The following is a 17,603-nucleotide window of genomic DNA, read 5'->3' on the forward strand; positions in this document are numbered from 1 at the left end:
CCATTTTTTATTTCCTTTTACTCAACTATTCTGCTGAGCACATGAGTTATAATATCATGTAGAAAGATGCTTTTTCTCCATAATTTATTTGTTTACGACAAATTATTCTATTCTTATTTATATTTACTCTTATTTTCTACATTTTTCTATTGTTGATACACAGGGATAAGTTGTTTTATTGCAGTATGTTTTATATATTTTATCTAACTATAATTTCTTAGGAAATAAAAAAACTTAAAATATAATTCTTGCTGAAACTTGAAATAAAGCTCAAATGATTAATAAATGAAGTGTACCTATAATATATTAATATATATGAATCGAAAAGGCTGCATTCTTATTGATTTCTAAAATCAAACTAAATACAGCCTCTTCTTAATTTACTTTTCTATTTTATTTTATTTATTATCTTTTTAACTCTGCCTTTATAGCATCAGCAACAAATTGTACATTTGTTCCAACTATTACTTGAATATTTCCTTTTCCTGGTCTTATAACACCTCTAGCTCCTAAAGCTGTTAAGTTCTTTTCTTTAATTATAGAGTTGTCTTTAACTCCAAGTCTTAATCTAGTAACACAGTTATCTACTGACACTATATTTCCTTTTCCACCTAAAGCTTCAATATATGCTTTAGCTAATTCATTCATGTCTCCAGTAAGTGCTATATTTTCACTTAATTCATCTTCATCATCTTCTCTACCTGGAGTCTTTAAATTGAATTGAGTAATTACAAATCTAAATGTTACATAGTAAAGTACTGCAAATACTAAACCTATTGGTATTAACCAAAGTGGATTTTGCGCCATTGGAGCTTTAAAACTTAAAATCCAATCAACGAAACCAGCACTGAAGTTAAATCCAGCTCTTACTGGTAATAAAGTAGTAATTACCGCAGATACACCTGTTAAAGCAGCATGTACTACATATAGTCCTGGAGCTAAGAACATGAATGCAAATTCTAATGGTTCTGTAACCCCTGTAAAGAATGAAGATAAAGCAGCTGCTAATAATAATCCATATACAGCCTTTTTCTTATTATCTTTAGCAGTATGATACATAGCTAAGGCTCCTGCTGGTAAACCAAACATCATAACTGGGAAGAACCCTGTCATGTACATTCCTGTTTGTCCTAAAGTACCCTTTCCAGCCCAGAAGTTTCCAAGGTCGTTAATTCCTGCAACATCAAACCAAAATACAGAGTTAAGTGCATGATGTAATCCAAATGGAATTAATAATCTATTAAAGAATGCATAAATACCTGATCCAATAGCTCCTGTAGAAACAATAGCCTTACCAAATGATACTAGTGCATTGTAAACTACTGGCCATACAAAGAATAATACTAATGCTGCAACTAATGAGGCTAAAGCTGTCATTATAGCAACTGATCTTTTACCGCTAAAGAATCCTAAAGCATCTGGTAACTTAGTTCCTTTAAACTTATTGTAGCATGTTGCTCCAATTAAACCTGAAAGTATACCAACGAATTGGGTTTGGATTTTGCTAAATGCTGCTGGTACTTCTGCAACATCAATTCCCTTAAACATAGCAACAGCACCTGTACTTAATACTGTTGTAATAACAAGCCATGAAACTAATCCAGCAAGTCCTGCTGTACCATCGTTATCATCTGACATTCCTACTGATACACCAATTGCAAAAAGAATAGCCATGTTATCAATTAGCGCTCCACCAGCTTTTAATAAGAAAGCTGAAATAACGCTGTTTGCTCCCCAACCTGTAGGATCAAGCCAGTATCCAATACCCATTAAAATACTTGCAACAGGTAATGCTGCTACTGGAAGCATTAAAGATTTTCCTAGTCTTTGAAGATACTTCATCATAATAATAAATCCTCCTTAAATTTTTTATATACAAATTTAAGCCGTTGTATAGTATAATTCCAACTTAAAAATAAAAAAAGCCGAAAAGGATATACAGATATATAAATCCTTTTCGGCTCATGCTCAACTAATTGATAACACGCCTAAATTTGTACACATATTTTATTTACATTGTTATTGTATCATCTAATGTTATTGTTTTCAAGAGTTTTTTTAGTGTTTTTCCAGCCTCTTTTCTATTATTTTCTTAAGATTTCATTAATTATATTGAATATACTTAATTTTGCTAACGATTTCACGACTTTTTTTTAATTTAGTTTATTGACAACTATTAATAACTATATATATAATCATACTAGACGTGTTACTGTTTAAACAGGCATGAGTCCATCTCATTTATAGGCTTATGCCTTTTGTTTTTAAAATTTAGCATGTAAATTTGTATCTAATATCTATGTATTTATTCTTTTGTATTAATAAATACTATAGTTATTAATTAATATATTTATTAAAATATGTAGTAGAAAGGATGTGGATTCCTGATTATTCAGGAAGTACTATGTTTGATTTTATTAAAAATTTATTTAAATCTGATTCAGTTAATGAAGAAGTTGTTACTAAATCTAACACACTTGTCGCTCCTGTTTCTGGTAAGGCTATTCCTTTATCAGAAGTACCAGATCCAGTTTTCGCTGAAAAGCTAGCTGGAGACGGAATGGCTATAATAGCTGAGGGAGATACTATAGTCGCTCCTGCTGATGGAGAAGTTACTCTTATCTTTAAGACTAAGCATGCATTTGCTATGACTTTAGAAAATGGATTAGAATTACTTATTCACATAGGATTAGAAACTGTTTCTCTTGATGGAGAAGGTTTTGAACAATTAGTAGAACAAGGTGTAAATGTTAAAGCTGGTACCCCATTAATAAAAATAAACAGAGATTTTATTTTATCTAAAGGATTATCTTTAGCTACACCAGTATTAATAACTAATGTAGATGCAACTAAATCAATAACTCCAATTGAAAGTGGAGATGTTGTTGTAGGTAAAACTGTAGTTGTAAACTTTGAAGTATAAGATATAGTAATATAAAATAAAAATCAGTCATTTTTATAATGACTGATTTTATTTTATAATAGAACTTCTGAATCTTTCTATATGCATTGCTAAATAAGCTATTTCATCCTCAGATATATTTGATATTTCTAATGCCCTACATATTATCTTTTTTGTTTCCTCTGCAATTTCATAAGATAATCTGTATTTCTTTTTTATTACATATATTAAATCATTTTTTATCGGTGCATCTGTTATTATTCTCTCTATTGCAAATCTAATATGTGTTAAGAATCTGGCATAATCTAATGATTTTCTATCAATCTCTATATTTAATCTATCTTCAACATGTTCAATTATAGAATTACTTAGAAAGCTATATTTTATAGTATTAGATAATTTGCCATTATTTCTTGCTGAATGAATATGAAGCGCTATAAATCCTTTTTCACCTTCTGGGATATCTACCTTTAGCTCTTCCCTTATCTTATCTGCAAGCTTACTCGCCATTTCAAATTCTCTATTATATAAAGTTTGTATTTCTACTATAAATGGATTTTGTATTTCCTCATTCTCTTCCAATCTTTTTATTGCATAAAAAAGGTGATCGACTAACCCTATATGAATGTTTTCATTAAGAGTCTCTCCTAATTCGTCAGTTATTTCTGCTATAACTTCTTCAACTATTCCTATAAGTTTAGTATCTACTCTAGTTAATATTTCATTAAAATTTCTTTGGTTTTCTTTATCTTCAATTATAAAAATTTTTTCAACTAATGTTCCTTTTTCTATAATATCACCCAGCTTTTTACCGAAACCAATTCCCTTTTGAAAAAGAATTTTTTCTTTTCCTTTTTCTCTTACAAGCAATATATTATTATTAAAGGATTTCACTACTGTTGCTTTGTTATTTAATATAATCAAATTCATATTTTCTTCCCCCAAATAATAGTTAGTGTTTTTCTAATATCTTAAAAAAGGTTATGTGATCTCTCCATGATCCATTTATAAATAAATATTTTTCATTTAATCCTACTTCTTTAAATCCACAACCTAAAAGAACTGATTTCGATTTTTCATTATTTGTTAAAACTGAGGCTTCTATTCTATGTAATTCTAATTCATCTCTAGAATACTTCAAAACTAAATTTACAGCTTCCTTCATGTATCCTTTTCCTTGAAAATCCTTATCCATAGAATACCCTATTATAGCACTTTTGAATACACCATAAACTATATTCGATATTTTTATTTTTCCTATTAATTTATCATCCTCATATATTCCTAAATCAAAGCCTGACCCATTCATCAAACTCCTATAACTCTCAAGTAATATGTCTCTCTGTACTTCATAAGTATAGAATACACTATCTCTACTTGGTTCATAACTGCTTAAATGTTCTTTATTCCTTATATAGTAATTTAATAGATCTTCTGCAGAATCTGGAGTGAAATTTTTTACTGTTATATTTTCACCCTTCAAATAAACAATGAAACTTCTTTTAGTATTATTATATTCATTTCTATTTATCCCAAAACTTAATTCATCTAAAAATACTCCATTAGTAAATATATTTTCTGTGAGTATCCCCTCTAAAGTAAATCCTAGGTCTAAAAATACTTTGTAATTAATATTCTCATCTACTAAAATATTAGATTTATATATATTGCTATCCTTAAATATAGCCCTCAATATATTTTCTATTGTTTCCTTTAATAGATCATATTTATTTTCCCTATAAAATTTAAGCTTAACAGTACACTTTTTATTATCCTTATCTAGTTCTACTATAGTAAATCTTCCAATAAATATATTATTTTTGTCTTTTATAATATAATCATTAAAAGTTCCCTTAACTAAGTCTATACTTATTCCTTTATTTTCATTCATAATAATTTCTCCTAAGTTATATCTGTATCTACTCTTATTTATATTATAACGACAAACAGACCACATACACAACATATTATATTCGACGATTTTACTTAATAATCGAATTATATTACATTCATTATTAAGTAATATGCATCATATAATTTATTGATATTAATCAAGCTAGGAGTATATATGTTTATTTTAACTATGTTTAGAAAAAATAAATTGAAAAATAGAATAAGAAACTTTTTTATTATTTTCTTTATACTATCATTAACCTTACTCGTATGTAAACTATTTTTTAATTATAAATATAAAAAAGATATTAACAACTTATCTGATTCAAATACTTTTAAAATTATCTCAGAGGAAAGTTTACTTAAAGAAATAAAAAATGTAAATAAGATAATTCCTCTTGAAGTCGAATTATCTAAAATAATAACTATAGATAAAAGTTGGGGGAATCTTGAAGTATTTCAGAAATTTAAGAGAATAAAATTTTTTGCTAACTGCTCTTATTCAATAGATTTATCTAATCTTACTACAAATGATATTAATATAGATAGTAAAAAAAATGAATTATCTATAAATTTTCCTAACCCACAAATTTTTAGTATCAATATTGATAAAGAAAAAACTGTTTATGAGGATTCTTCTAATGGTCTCTTAAGATTTGGCGAAATAAAATTAACATCAGAAGAATTTAATATTATTCAAAATGAGGTACAAAAAAGTTTTGAGGAAACTATGAAAGATGATGAAATCTATGAAAAGGTATTATCTGATAGCAAGATCTCTATAGAAAATTTGCTAAATCAAATAACAGATAAAAAGATGTCTATAAGTATATACTTTAAATAAATATATACTTTACTATCTATAGGTATATAATATATTTAAACTATTTAATCTATTTGAGTAAAGGAGTTGATAAAATGAAAAAAATAGTTTTAGCTGGAGGATGCTTCTGGGGGGTTGAAGAATTTCTTTCTAGATTAGATGGAGTAATATTAACCGAAGTTGGATATGCAAATGGAAGAACCGAGAATCCTACTTACGAAGATGTGTGTTATAAAAATACTTATTTTGCAGAAGCTTGCTTAGTTGAATATGATGAAACTAAAATATCACTTGAAAACATATTAAATGAATATTGGTCAATAATTGATCCAACTATTTTAAATAGACAAGGTCCTGATGTAGGAAGCCAATATAGAACTGGCATATATTATTTAGATGAAAATGACTTAGGAGAGATTCTTAAGTCTAAAGAAGAAACCCAGAAAAAATATGATAAGAAGATTGTTACAGAAGTAACGCCTTTAATTAATTATTATAGGGCTGAAGAATATCATCAAAAATATTTAAAGAAAAATCCTGGTGGATATTGTCATATAAAACTATAATAAGATTATTTGCAATATTTATTTAAGCTAGTTATTAAAATGTAAAAGGAAATTTTATTTACTATAATTAATATAGTTTGTATATAATTTCCTTTTTATTTCATATTAACCGTATATATCTTATACTTAAGTACTTATTCTTTTGATTTTATAAGAATAAGAGATTAAAAAGCCCAGTAAGATTATCTAATATTACTAATATAACTAGAGTCTTACTAGGATTTTATCTTATAATAATTATTGCTAAAAATACTGTACTATTAATTAAATGTCACCTATTATATCTTTTACAACTTCTCCCCCTAGTATCATTCCAGCAACTGGAGGGACAAAAGATATACTTCCTGGTATTTGTCTTCTAATCGTACACTTCTTAGTTCCACCTGTACAAACACAACCAGTTTTACAAGTAACTACATCTTCATCCTTTGGTTTTCTTGGCTTTTCTTCTGAGTAAACAACTTTAAGTTTTTCAACTCCTCTTTTCCTTAATTCATACCTCATAACCTTCGCAAGTGGACAAACTTTTGTTTCATATATATCCGCAATTTTAAATTGTGTTGGATCTAGCTTATTACCTGTCCCCATTGATGCAATTATATTAATGTTTCTTTCATAACAATATTGTGCTAAAGCTAATTTTGCTGAAACAGTATCTATTGCATCTATTACATAGTCGACATTCTCTGGAATCAGTTCTTTTATATTTTCTGGAGTTACGAACACTTCGTGAGTAATAACATTACATTTCCTATTTATAGTAAGAATTCTCTCCTTCATAACATCAACCTTTGATTTACTTATTGTTCCATATGTTGCATGTATTTGTCTGTTTAAATTAGTTAAGCAGATAGTATCGTCATCAATTAATACTATGTTACCTACCCCTGCCCTTACTAGAGCTTCAACAGCAAAGCTTCCTACTCCACCAATACCAAAAACTACTACTTTCGAATTTTTCAACTTTCCTAGTCCGTCACTTCCTATAAGTAACTCTGTTCTAGATAATGAATGTTGTAACATTACCTTCTCTCCTTCTTGTATCTTATGTAGTTTAACAAAAGATTAAATTTTAATTTATATCTTATTTTAGAACATTATTTATTTATATACAATATTATTATTTTCCATATAATAAAAAACATTATAGTTTATTTAAATAAAGTCTAATATATGATAATATAAGAAATAAATTGAGAAGCAATTTATTTTAGTTCACAATTCATATTTCCATAACTGTGCATCGTGCACTGTGAACTGTGAACTGACAAAAGATTTAAGGAGGCTAATTATGATTTTAGGAGTTATAAGCGCAATGACTGAGGAGTTGGAACTTCTTTTAAAAGATATGTCCATCCAAGAAGAAACAAAAAAGGCCAATATGACTTTTTATAGAGGTACTTTAGAAAATAAAAATATAATTGCAGTTGTCTGTGGTATTGGTAAGGTAAATGCTGCTATTTGTACACAAATATTAATATCTGAATATAATGTATCTTCAATAATAAATGTTGGTGTCGCAGGTGGTATTGGTAAAAATATTTATCCTGGAGATGTTGTTGTTGGAAAAGATTTAGTTCAACATGATATGGATACAACTGTTTTCGGTGATCCTCATGGACAAATTCCAAGGTTAGATACATTTGATTTTAAATGTAATGATATCTTAGTAAAAGCTGCTTTATCTGCTTGTGAAGAAATTAAAGAAATAAACACTTTTTCAGGTAGAATAGTATCTGGTGATCAATTTATATCAAGCATTGAAAAAATCCAATGGTTCGAAAAAGAATTTAATGCTATAGCTTGCGAAATGGAAGGTGCAAGTATTGCTCATGTATGCTATTTAAATAATATTCCTTGTGTTGTTATTAGATCTATATCTGATAATGCCAACAATGGAGCTCATATGGATTATGAAAAATTTATTCCTATTGCTGTTAGAAACTCTACTATTATTTTAAAAAGTATGTTAGAAAAATTATAACAAATAAAGCAGACAAATTATTATATTTTAATAACTTGTCTGCTTTATTTATTATATCAACTTCATTTTTGGATATAGACTTCTATCTTCTTTGTCTATTCTATTTTTTAAAAGCTTTAAAACTTTATTACTTTCTATTAAGAATTTATCAATATCATTTAATATTTTATTCTTAGTGTTAAAATTACTTTTAAATTCCTCAAATACCTTATGTATATTTCCCATCTCTTGACTATACTCAAGAGCAATTTTTTTTAAGTTTTCATTTGCACCATTAATTAATTCTGGATACAAAAACTTGTCCTCTGTTTTCATATGGATATTTAACTTTCCTGCAAGAGTGTTTATATCCCATACCAGACTATCTATATCATTAGTTATATTATTTGAGTTTAAGTTTTTATTTATCTTGCTAAATAAGCTATTTATTTCTAAGTGCTGTCTTTCTAAATTATCTATATTCATCTCTTCTAATTTCCTACCTTATCTCTTATTTATTTATATTAACTATATAATAACTAAGAAATAAGAATTCTTCTGTGATTTCAATCACAATCTACTAACTATTTAGATTATCTTATTTTAAAGTTTATCTTTTAAGTTTAAATATATTTATTTCCTTTGTCATTTCTTTTGCCATTTTGCTTAGATTTTCTGCTGTTCCTGCAACTTCTTCAGATGATGAATTCATTTCTTCAGAAGCCGCTGCTATCTCTTCCGTAGATGCAGATACCTCTTCAGCTACTTCTGAAGTAGATTCTACTTTTTGTAATATTATATTTTTATTTTCTTCTATACTAGCTGCTGATCTACTTACAGAATTGATTTGTGGAATAATCTCTGCAATAGCTCCTATCATCTTACTAATATTCACTATTGAGTTATTTACTTTATTAATTTGACTTTCTAATTCTGCATCCATAGTATCTGTGCTATTAATAAGTATTTCTGTTTTATCTGAAATATTTATTATTAATTTATTTATACTTTCAGAAGAAACTTTAGATTGCTCTGCAAGTTTTCTTATTTCATCTGCTACTACTGCAAATCCTTTACCTGACTCCCCTGCTCTAGCTGCTTCGATTGCAGCATTTAATGCTAGTAAATTAGTTTGTTCTGCTATATCATTAATTAAATTAGTTATTTCATTAATCTTTGATATATTTTTTCCCAATTCAACAATTAAATTAACAAAGTTATTAAAATCACCTTTCAACAATCCTAATTCTTTTACAATTACTTGCATATTACTTTCATTATCTTCAGCCATTTTATCAACTTGATTAGCGTTATTATCTATATTTTTAATTGCAGAAACAATATCTTCTATTCGCTTTCCAAAGTCACTAAGTATATTACTAATATTTACAAGATCTTCTGTTTGTTCTCCAGAACCTCTAGCAACATCTTGCATAGCTAATGCAACATTTGATGAAGATGATGTCATTTCTTCAGATACCGCTGACAGCCCTTCTGAACTTCTTTCTATAAATAAAGCTTTTTCTTTTATCTCTTCTAATAGACTCGATATATTGCCTAATGTCTCTGCTAAAGCCTTTTTCATAACTCCGAACTCATTTTTACTATCGGTTTCTATATTAGGTGTAAAATCACCTTTAGCAATAGATTGTAACTTGTTAATTATATCTTTTGCTGAATATTTTATACTTCTTCTTATAAAATAAGCAATAACTCCAAGTACTATTAAAGAAATGATTATAATAATTGTAAAAGTATTTATTACTTGATTATATATACTATCACTATTAAATTTTATCTTATCTGCATTAACTTTATTATATTTCATTAAACTTTCAATCGTTTTAGCTATATTATTTCCATACTCATCAAAACTTTTTAAATCTTCACTTTTAATCTTTTCTCCCCTACTAGTGTAAGAATTAACCTTTTCCCATACTTCCATATACTGATTATATTGCTTTTGAAAATAATTTAAAAATTTTACTTCATCATCATCCATATTGCTAGTTTTATATTTTTCTACATATTCTTGAATCTTCGCATCATATTCCTTTATTTTTTTGTTAAAATCCGGACTATACTCTATGTTTGATCTATTTATTTGAATCCTTATATTTAAATAATTTGCATTAATATCTGCAACGTCTGTAATAGGAATTAACCTATACTCATATATTTTCTCTATATTATTATTAACTTTTTTAGTTTCTCTGATAGCTCTAACTCCAATAAGTAAAACCAGTGTAATTGCTAGCACGCTTAAAAGAGTCACTAAATTTGTTATTTTTATATCCTTTAATTTTTTAAACATATTAATTCTCCTCATTTGTAATATCTTATATACTAGCCTTAAAATCATATTTCAAAATATTCTTTTTAAAAACTTTTATTATGTTATTATCTAATATCTCCATTCCATCGCTACTTAGATAGTTAACCGCTTCACTAGGCGATATTGACATTTTATATACTCTATCTGTTGTCATTGCATCATATACATCAGCAACAGCAACTATTTTTGAAGTAATGCCTACATAATCCGGTTTAGCCCTTAATGGATATCCGAGAGAATCTATTCTTTCATGGTGAAACAAAACTGCTTTTTTCACTTCTTGATTAAATTCACTAAAATTACTTAGCAAGAAATATCCATACAGAGTGTGTTTTTTAATTTCTTCATACTCTTCTGAAGTTAATTTAGTCTCTTTATTTAAAATTTCATGAGGTATATAAATTTTCCCTATATCATGTAATATTCCAGCTTGAGTTGCATTAATAACTTCTTTATTACTTTGATTCATCCATATTGCTATAAGCATTGAATAAAGTGATGTGTTTATACTATGTTTAAATGTATAATTATCAATTTTCTTTATTCTGTCTAATGCCTTTATTATGATTGGATTATCACTTATACTTTTACACATTTTAGATACATATTCTGTAATTTCATCATATATATGATCATTTTTATACAAAATACAAGTAAGAGTACTTTCAACTTCTTGTATTATTGTTTTATGTACCTTTTCATAATTATCAAAATTAGTAAGTGGATTATATATATTAATACTTATTATACCTAAATCAACTAAATACCTTTTTAATTTGCAATTAAGTACTGTATCTTTTTCTAATATAATATTACCATATGCATCATAAATATCTTCAGCTAGCTTGTCTCCATTTATACTATTTGATGTAGGTATATTAATTGTCATCGTATCCTGCCTCCATATTAATCTTTTTATATCCACTATATATTACCTCTTGTAAATGTTTTCTTAAGATTGCCTAAGATTACTCTTATCAATTCTCATAATTATCTATAATTGAATTTTTAACTCAGTTTATATTATTTCGAAAAAGTTTTTATTCCCTATTATAATTTAATAATATTATTTTTATAACCTTCTCAATTCCGCTTTAATTGTAGCATTTTATCCTATTTTGTCAATGCTTGTTGTTTCAAAATCATTTATACTTTTTGTTTTATTTTGTCGTATTTTGTTTTATGCCATGTATTTATTTTCATTTATAGTATAATATTCACAGTTATTATTTTTAAGAAATTTAGTTTTTTAGCCTTTACTCTATATTTAGATGTGAAACTTTAAATGTCGAAAAATAATTTTAAATTTCTAATAAAATTTTAGTATTAGATATAACTCTTATCATATTATTAGCAATAGAGATATAAATAATATAAAAATAATAATTTGCTTATTGCTTTAAATTTAACAATTAATTTTATATAATAATAGAAGTTATGGATAATACTTCTATTATTGTTTTTTATATAAATACTCTAAAATTGGAAGGAGGGGTATCTTGCTTAGAAATTATATGGAAGTAATAGTTGATAATTTGTTAACATCTATTCTTAGTGAATATAAAGATATATGTAAGTGCAAAGTATGTATTGAAGATATAAAAGCAATAACTTTAAATAATCTACAGCCCTTATATATTTCTACCGAAAAAGGCTATACTTACACCAAAATCAATGAATTGAAAATTCAATTTAAAACTACCGTTATAAGTGAAATAATTAAGTCAATTGATATAGTATATAACAATCCAAATCACTAACATCAATTGATATATCTTTTAATTGTATAGTATAAAAGCAAGTTAAAACAATTTTTAAGGATGATATATAATGTATAATAATCATAACCTATCATTAAGCTATAAAATACTTGAAAAAAAACTTGATTTTCAAAAAGAAAATTTATTAATTGCACTAGATCGAATACGAATTTCATGCATTGGAATATTATCTATTAATATGTATTATTTCTACTGCTACTTCTTCTTATTAAAAGATGTTAGTAAGCATTTTAAATTAGTATTACTATTTGTTCATTCAAGCGGATTTATTTTATCTTCATTATTTTTAATTTTTTATAAAAAGATAAAAATTTATAATAATATTTCTATATTACGGTTTATTTATAGATTATTTATTATAATACTGTTACTTGCTGGATCTCTTCCCCTTATTATTAATTATAAATTTGTAAATAGTATTGATTCATATGCAATCATGATGTTAATTTCAGCAGTATGGTTTCCTTTTGAACATATATTTATGATTACAGCTTTTATAATTAATCATATAATACTTATGTTAGGGATTAATATGCATTTTTCTAATAGCCTTATATCTATATTATCAAAACAAATTAATGCTAATACAATATTGTTAGCATCGATTCTATTATGTTATTCTTTGCATAAGAATAGATTAAAAGAATTTAGCAACAAATGTCATCTTATTGAAAGTGAGCATAATTTTAAAAAATTATTTAATGCAAATCCACAGCCCTTATTTATAAGCCAATACAAAGATGATAAAATTATAACTTCAAATAATAAGGCATCTATATTTTTAGGATATAGTAATGATGAATTTAATAAAATATCTTTAGGTGATTTATATAAAAATGAAAAAGATAAATATAATATGTTAGAGAATATTCTCAGTAAATCTAAGATTAAAGAATGTATTGTAGAGTATAAGTGTAAATCTGGTAATATTAAATGGGTAATTACAAATCATGAATTAATTGAATATTATGGAGAAGAATGTATCTTAACAAGTATTACAGATATTACAAATTTAAAAAAAATTGAAGATGAATTACTAAATCGCGCCTCCATGGATTCACTTACTGGTGTTTTGAATAGATACTCTGGAATTAAAATTCTTGAATATAATCTTAGTCTCTGTAAGAATATAGGTGCTTCATTATCATTATGCTTTATAGATATAAATGATTTAAAATTAGTAAATGATACCTATGGACATAGCGAAGGTGATATATTAATTAGAACGGTTTGTGAGTTGATACAAAAAAATATAAGCTCTTCAGATATTATCTATAGATATGGTGGAGATGAATTTATAATTTTATTTCCATTTAAAGATGAAACCTATGCTGAGAACATATGGAATTCTATAAAAAATGATTTTCAAAAATATAACTTTTCCCAATTGAAGCCCTATTCTGTTAGTGCGAGTCATGGAGTATTTGAATTTAATAATAGTATTGATTATACAACAGAAGAAATTTTACACTTAGCAGATAAAAAAATGTATTTAGAGAAGCTTATGAAAAAGTCATGATATAGACTTTATTTATATCATGACTTTTATCTTAATTATTCTTTTTAATAAAACTCTATAAGCTAATAAGATTTTATTAAAAAGACTTAAATATTTCTTTTTTTGCACCACAGACTGGACATTTTTCTACATTATCTCCAATTTCAGTGAAACCGCAAATTGGACATATATAGATAGTCTCACTACCTATATCTTTTTGCTGTTTTGCCATATCTTGTGCATCTTTGAACATCTTAGCATGAATTTTTTCTGCTTCTAAAGCATAATGAAATGATCTTTGCGCATCAGATTCTTTTTGAAACTTAGCTGTTTCTAAATAAACAGGATACATTTGATCTATTTCATGTAATTCTCCATCAATTGCACCTTGAAGATTTTCAACTATATTTGTATGACCAAATACAGCTCCAGCAACTACTGTTTTATCTTCAACCTTATCATTTAGTACATTAAAATGATTCTTAGCATGACACCACTCTGCATAAGCAATTCCCCTAAAAAGTCTAGCTATATTTGGATACCCATCCTTTTCTGCTGAATCACCCCAAATAGTATAACGCATATGAGCCATACTTTCTCCACCATATGCTGAACTTAAAAAATCTACTGTCATCGCATTATTTACTGACATTATAAACACATCCCTTCATGATATATTATTATTATTTCAAAAAAGGAAATTTTAATTCATTTATATATAAACTTTCTATAAGCATAGGAAAAGGGCTGATAAATACTTTATATTCTTATATTTTTTACATATATTTTTAATAACTATTATCCCATTGTTTGAATGACCCATGGAATTCCATAGGATATTATAGTCATTATTACTGTTGCGATTATTAAACCTACAAATATCGCTAAGGATGCCTTCTTTGTTTTTATTCCAAGTAATGACGCTATAAGTGCACCTGTCCATGCCCCTGTTCCTGGTAAAGGTACACCAACAAATAATGCAAGTCCCCAAAATTCATATTTCTGAATTTGCTCACTTTTAGCCATTGATTTTTCCTCTAATTTTTCAACTGTAGCTTTAAATAATTTGGTCTTTTTCATCCAATTAAATATTGGGGTAATAAAAAACAAAATGAATGGAATAGGAACTATATTTCCTAAAACGCATAAGAATATAGCTTTAAATACTCCTATACCTAATAAAGAGGCCGCAACTAATCCACCTCTCAACTCTAAAATAGGTACCATAGATATTATAAACACCACAAGCTCCTTTGGCATAAAACTTAATGTGCTAGTAAACCAATTAATTAATGAATCTGTCATAATATGCTCCTTATACTATATATTTCTTTAAATTTTATTTTTAAAAATATGCTTATTTACATATATATAAGATTACATAATAAATACATAGTATTCAAGTCTTTATTTTTAATACTTAACAATCTTTTATTATAAATTGAAAAAAACTTATTTTAAATGAAAAATAGTCTAAGTTTTACATAATAAAAGAAACTCAGATAAACTGAGTTTCTAACATATTTTTTGATATTATAAATTTATATAAATTAGAACTTGTGAATAAATAATCCACTTCTAGGCTTTGGTTCAAACCATGTTGATTTTGGTGGCATTATTTTTCCACTATCTGCAATATCCATAATATCATCAGTTGTTGTTGCATACATAGAAAAGCTCACTTTCATATCTGTATCTGCTCTTCTTTCAAGTTCCTTTAATCCTCTTATCCCACCAATGAATTTTATTCTCTTTGATTTTCTTGGATCATCAATTCCTAGTATTGGTCTTAAAAGATTGTTTTGAAGAATTGATACATCTAATTGATCTACTGGATCTTCTGGATTAAATATTCCCTCTTTAGCCTCTAATAAATACCACTGTTTTTCTAAATACATTCCAAAAGTGTGTTTTTCTTTAGGCTTAACTGGTTCATTACTTTCAGTAACTACAAAAATTTCACTTACCTTATTTAAAAACTCTTCTCTTGAAAGTCCATTTAAATCTTTAACGGTTCTATTGTAATCTAAAACTTCAAGCTCGCTATCTGGATATGAAATAGATAAGAAATAATTAAACTCCTCTTCTCCAGTATAATCTTCCTTTTCTGCTCTTTTTATATGACCTACTTTTACTGCTGATGCAGATCTATGATGTCCATCTGCAATATATAAATATTCTACTGATTTAAATAATTCATTTATTTTAATTACTGTATTTTCATCATCCACGATCCATACAGTATGACATACCTCATCTTCTGATTTAAAATCATATATTGGTTCTCTCTTTATCCATTCATTTATAATATTTGAAATATCCTTGTTTTCTCTATAAGTTAAGAATATAGGTCCTGTATGAGCTTCACATTTATATACATGATTAATTCTATCTATTTCTTTATCTTCTCTTGTCAGTTCATGTTTTTTTATTATATTGTTAGTATAATCATCTATTGATGCACATCCAACAAGACCAACCTGGCTTCTTCCTTTCATAACTTGTCTATAGATATAATAATTAGGCTTTTCATCTTCTATATAAAATCTATTTTTAATCATACTATCTAGATTTTCTTTAGCCTTATCATACACCCTATCATCATAAGGATCTATATCTTTTGGTAAATCTATTTCTGCTTTATCTACATGCAAAAATGAATATGGATTATCCTTAACCATTTCCCTAGCTTCATCACTATCCATTACATCATAAGGAAGTGCCGCTATTTTATCCGCTAATTCTTTTATAGGTCTTATTCCTCTAAAAGGTTTAATAATTGCCATTAAAATTCCTCCTATATTTATAGCTTAGTAAAAAAATCCTTTATAACTGAAACTACTTCTTCTCCTATTCTATCTTGAGCTTCCATTGTTGATGCTCCTATATGAGGAGTGCAGCTTACTCTTGGATGATTAACTAAGATTTCATTTGTGTTTGGCTCTACTTCAAATACATCTATACCTGCCCCTGCAATTTTCCCACTATCTAAAGCTTCTAGTAAAGCTTCTTCATCTACAACTTTACCTCTTGCACAATTTATTATATAAGCCCCATCTTTCATTAAATTTAACTCTTCTTTTCTGATTAATGTCCCATTTTCTTTATCATAAGGAACATGTAGAGAAATAAAATCCGATTTTCTGAGTAAATCATTTAATTCCAAAAACTCATACTTTACATCATCTTGTTTTCCAAATACATCATTATAAATAACATTCATTCCTAATGCTGTTGCCTTATTAGCTAGGGATTTACCTATCCTACCCATTCCTATTATCCCTAAAGTTTTCCCACTAATTTCAATGCCTTCATATTTCTTCTTGTTCCATTCACCATTTCTCATAGTGTAATTTGATGTTCCTATAAACCTTGCCACTGCAAACATATGAGCTAATGCTAATTCAGCAACTGAGTCTGAACTGGCATTTGGAGTATTCTTTACGGTGATGCCTTGTTCATGTGCTGAATATATATCTATATTATCTATTCCAACTCCAGCTCTTATTATTAATTTTAATTTTCCACCTGATGCCTTTTCTAATACTTCCTTAGTTACTTTTGTTGCTGATCTTATAACTAAAGCATCAAACTCCTTAAGCTTTTCCCCTAAAATTACTTTATCATAATGCTCATCAGTAACACTAAAACCTAATTTTATTAATTCATTAATTGCATTTTCCTGCAAACCATCACTTACTAATATTTTGTACACGTTAATACCCCCAGTTTATTTAATTAATAATTGATAATTAACAATGGTTTCACAAAATAAAACCACTTACTCTGTTAATTGTTAATTATAATAATAAGAGTCTAGAATCTAATCTAAACCCTTATTT

Annotated in this window: 16 protein-coding genes and 1 pseudogene; 6 read left to right on the plus strand and 11 right to left on the minus strand. The window is 26.9% G+C overall.

Annotated features, from left to right (window positions below; translation table 11 throughout):
• Window positions 1-405: 405 nt before the first annotated feature.
• Entirely contained in the window at window positions 406-1,845 is a 1,440-nt protein-coding gene (nagE, locus tag A500_RS11735; RefSeq protein WP_016207807.1) for an N-acetylglucosamine-specific PTS transporter subunit IIBC, read from the minus strand.
• Window positions 1,846-2,404: 559 nt separating this feature from the next.
• On the opposite strand from nagE, the gene A500_RS11740 reads away from it, so the two are divergent.
• On the plus strand, window positions 2,405-2,923 hold the full coding sequence (locus tag A500_RS11740; protein ID WP_040436814.1) for a PTS sugar transporter subunit IIA: 519 nt from the start codon (window positions 2,405-2,407) through the stop codon (window positions 2,921-2,923).
• Between the two features lie 48 nt (window positions 2,924-2,971).
• Here the strand turns inward: A500_RS11740 and glcT are convergent, their stop codons facing one another.
• Together glcT and A500_RS11750 are read right to left on the minus strand one after the other, a co-directional pair.
• Window positions 2,972-3,832, minus strand: a complete 861-nt coding sequence (gene glcT / locus A500_RS11745) for a glucose PTS transporter transcription antiterminator GlcT (protein ID WP_016207809.1) — start codon at window positions 3,830-3,832, stop codon at window positions 2,972-2,974.
• A 22-nt stretch (window positions 3,833-3,854) separates the two neighbouring features.
• Window positions 3,855-4,793 (minus strand): GNAT family N-acetyltransferase, encoded by a 939-nt coding sequence (locus tag A500_RS11750; RefSeq protein WP_016207810.1) that lies wholly within the window; start codon window positions 4,791-4,793, stop codon window positions 3,855-3,857.
• Between the two features lie 177 nt (window positions 4,794-4,970).
• On the opposite strand from A500_RS11750, the gene A500_RS11755 reads away from it, so the two are divergent.
• Window positions 4,971-5,639, plus strand: coding sequence for a DUF4230 domain-containing protein (locus A500_RS11755; protein ID WP_016207811.1), 669 nt, complete (start codon window positions 4,971-4,973; stop codon window positions 5,637-5,639).
• A 74-nt stretch (window positions 5,640-5,713) separates the two neighbouring features.
• Window positions 5,714-6,184, plus strand: a complete 471-nt coding sequence (gene msrA / locus A500_RS11760; protein WP_016207812.1) for a peptide-methionine (S)-S-oxide reductase MsrA — start codon at window positions 5,714-5,716, stop codon at window positions 6,182-6,184.
• A gap of 264 nt (window positions 6,185-6,448) precedes the next feature.
• On the opposite strand, the gene A500_RS11765 is transcribed toward msrA, so the two are convergent.
• On the minus strand, window positions 6,449-7,207 hold the full coding sequence (locus A500_RS11765) for a tRNA threonylcarbamoyladenosine dehydratase (RefSeq protein ID WP_016207813.1): 759 nt from the start codon (window positions 7,205-7,207) through the stop codon (window positions 6,449-6,451).
• Between the two features lie 268 nt (window positions 7,208-7,475).
• Here A500_RS11765 and A500_RS11770 point away from each other — a divergent pair, with 268 nt between their 5' ends.
• The gene (locus A500_RS11770) at window positions 7,476-8,168 is read left to right on the plus strand and encodes a 5'-methylthioadenosine/adenosylhomocysteine nucleosidase (protein WP_016207814.1); all 693 of its coding nucleotides are present in this window, start codon (window positions 7,476-7,478) and stop codon (window positions 8,166-8,168) included.
• 51 nt (window positions 8,169-8,219) lie between these two features.
• On the opposite strand, the gene A500_RS11775 is transcribed toward A500_RS11770, so the two are convergent.
• The 3 genes and pseudogenes from A500_RS11775 to A500_RS11785 all read right to left on the minus strand — a co-directional run bounded on the left by A500_RS11775 (window position 8,220) and on the right by A500_RS11785 (window position 11,371).
• Window positions 8,220-8,633 carry a hemerythrin domain-containing protein gene (locus A500_RS11775; RefSeq protein ID WP_016207815.1) on the minus strand — a complete coding sequence of 138 codons (414 nt, stop codon included), beginning with the start codon at window positions 8,631-8,633 and terminating at the stop codon, window positions 8,220-8,222.
• Between the two features lie 346 nt (window positions 8,634-8,979).
• Window positions 8,980-10,434: pseudogene (locus A500_RS11780) on the minus strand (methyl-accepting chemotaxis protein); the annotation flags it as partial.
• 52 nt (window positions 10,435-10,486) lie between these two features.
• Entirely contained in the window at window positions 10,487-11,371 is an 885-nt protein-coding gene (locus A500_RS11785; RefSeq protein WP_016207817.1) for an HD-GYP domain-containing protein, read from the minus strand.
• Window positions 11,372-11,981: 610 nt separating this feature from the next.
• Between A500_RS11785 and A500_RS11790 the strand changes: the two genes are divergently transcribed.
• Window positions 11,982-12,242: a late competence development ComFB family protein gene (locus A500_RS11790; protein ID WP_016207818.1), complete on the plus strand. Its 261-nt coding sequence runs from the start codon at window positions 11,982-11,984 to the stop codon at window positions 12,240-12,242.
• A gap of 70 nt (window positions 12,243-12,312) precedes the next feature.
• Window positions 12,313-13,782, plus strand: coding sequence for a GGDEF domain-containing protein (locus tag A500_RS19540; protein ID WP_016207819.1), 1,470 nt, complete (start codon window positions 12,313-12,315; stop codon window positions 13,780-13,782).
• A 76-nt stretch (window positions 13,783-13,858) separates the two neighbouring features.
• Here the strand turns inward: A500_RS19540 and A500_RS11800 are convergent, their stop codons facing one another.
• The 4 genes from A500_RS11800 to A500_RS11815 all read right to left on the minus strand — a co-directional run bounded on the left by A500_RS11800 (window position 13,859) and on the right by A500_RS11815 (window position 17,476).
• Window positions 13,859-14,413 carry a rubrerythrin family protein gene (locus tag A500_RS11800; protein WP_016207820.1) on the minus strand — a complete coding sequence of 185 codons (555 nt, stop codon included), beginning with the start codon at window positions 14,411-14,413 and terminating at the stop codon, window positions 13,859-13,861.
• Window positions 14,414-14,559: 146 nt separating this feature from the next.
• Complete coding sequence (locus A500_RS11805) at window positions 14,560-15,066, minus strand: COG2426 family protein (protein WP_016207821.1); 507 nt, start codon at window positions 15,064-15,066, stop codon at window positions 14,560-14,562.
• Window positions 15,067-15,311: 245 nt separating this feature from the next.
• The gene (locus A500_RS11810) at window positions 15,312-16,547 is read right to left on the minus strand and encodes a DUF1015 domain-containing protein (protein ID WP_016207822.1); all 1,236 of its coding nucleotides are present in this window, start codon (window positions 16,545-16,547) and stop codon (window positions 15,312-15,314) included.
• A gap of 17 nt (window positions 16,548-16,564) precedes the next feature.
• The gene (locus tag A500_RS11815; RefSeq protein WP_016207823.1) at window positions 16,565-17,476 is read right to left on the minus strand and encodes a D-2-hydroxyacid dehydrogenase; all 912 of its coding nucleotides are present in this window, start codon (window positions 17,474-17,476) and stop codon (window positions 16,565-16,567) included.
• Window positions 17,477-17,603: the final 127 nt, after the last annotated feature.

The sequence above is a fragment of the Clostridium sartagoforme AAU1 genome, from assembly GCF_000401215.1.
GTDB classification, from domain to species: domain Bacteria; phylum Bacillota; class Clostridia; order Clostridiales; family Clostridiaceae; genus Clostridium; species Clostridium sartagoforme.

Excerpts from the sequence above, each read along its gene's own strand:
- A500_RS11805 (WP_016207821.1), bottom strand. The coding sequence starts at position 15,066 with ATGACAGATTCATTAATTAATTGGTTTACTAGCACATTAAGTTTTATG.
- A500_RS19540 (WP_016207819.1), top strand. The coding sequence starts at position 12,313 with ATGTATAATAATCATAACCTATCATTAAGCTATAAAATACTTGAAAAA.
- A500_RS11800 (WP_016207820.1), bottom strand. The coding sequence starts at position 14,413 with ATGTCAGTAAATAATGCGATGACAGTAGATTTTTTAAGTTCAGCATAT.
- A500_RS11775 (WP_016207815.1), bottom strand. The coding sequence starts at position 8,633 with ATGAATATAGATAATTTAGAAAGACAGCACTTAGAAATAAATAGCTTA.
- A500_RS11765 (WP_016207813.1), bottom strand. The coding sequence starts at position 7,207 with ATGTTACAACATTCATTATCTAGAACAGAGTTACTTATAGGAAGTGAC.
- A500_RS11785 (WP_016207817.1), bottom strand. The coding sequence starts at position 11,371 with ATGACAATTAATATACCTACATCAAATAGTATAAATGGAGACAAGCTA.
- glcT (WP_016207809.1), bottom strand. The coding sequence starts at position 3,832 with ATGAATTTGATTATATTAAATAACAAAGCAACAGTAGTGAAATCCTTT.
- A500_RS11750 (WP_016207810.1), bottom strand. The coding sequence starts at position 4,793 with ATGAATGAAAATAAAGGAATAAGTATAGACTTAGTTAAGGGAACTTTT.
- A500_RS11755 (WP_016207811.1), top strand. The coding sequence starts at position 4,971 with ATGTTTATTTTAACTATGTTTAGAAAAAATAAATTGAAAAATAGAATA.
- nagE (WP_016207807.1), bottom strand. The coding sequence starts at position 1,845 with ATGATGAAGTATCTTCAAAGACTAGGAAAATCTTTAATGCTTCCAGTA.
- msrA (WP_016207812.1), top strand. The coding sequence starts at position 5,714 with ATGAAAAAAATAGTTTTAGCTGGAGGATGCTTCTGGGGGGTTGAAGAA.
- A500_RS11740 (WP_040436814.1), top strand. The coding sequence starts at position 2,405 with ATGTTTGATTTTATTAAAAATTTATTTAAATCTGATTCAGTTAATGAA.
- A500_RS11770 (WP_016207814.1), top strand. The coding sequence starts at position 7,476 with ATGATTTTAGGAGTTATAAGCGCAATGACTGAGGAGTTGGAACTTCTT.
- A500_RS11810 (WP_016207822.1), bottom strand. The coding sequence starts at position 16,547 with ATGGCAATTATTAAACCTTTTAGAGGAATAAGACCTATAAAAGAATTA.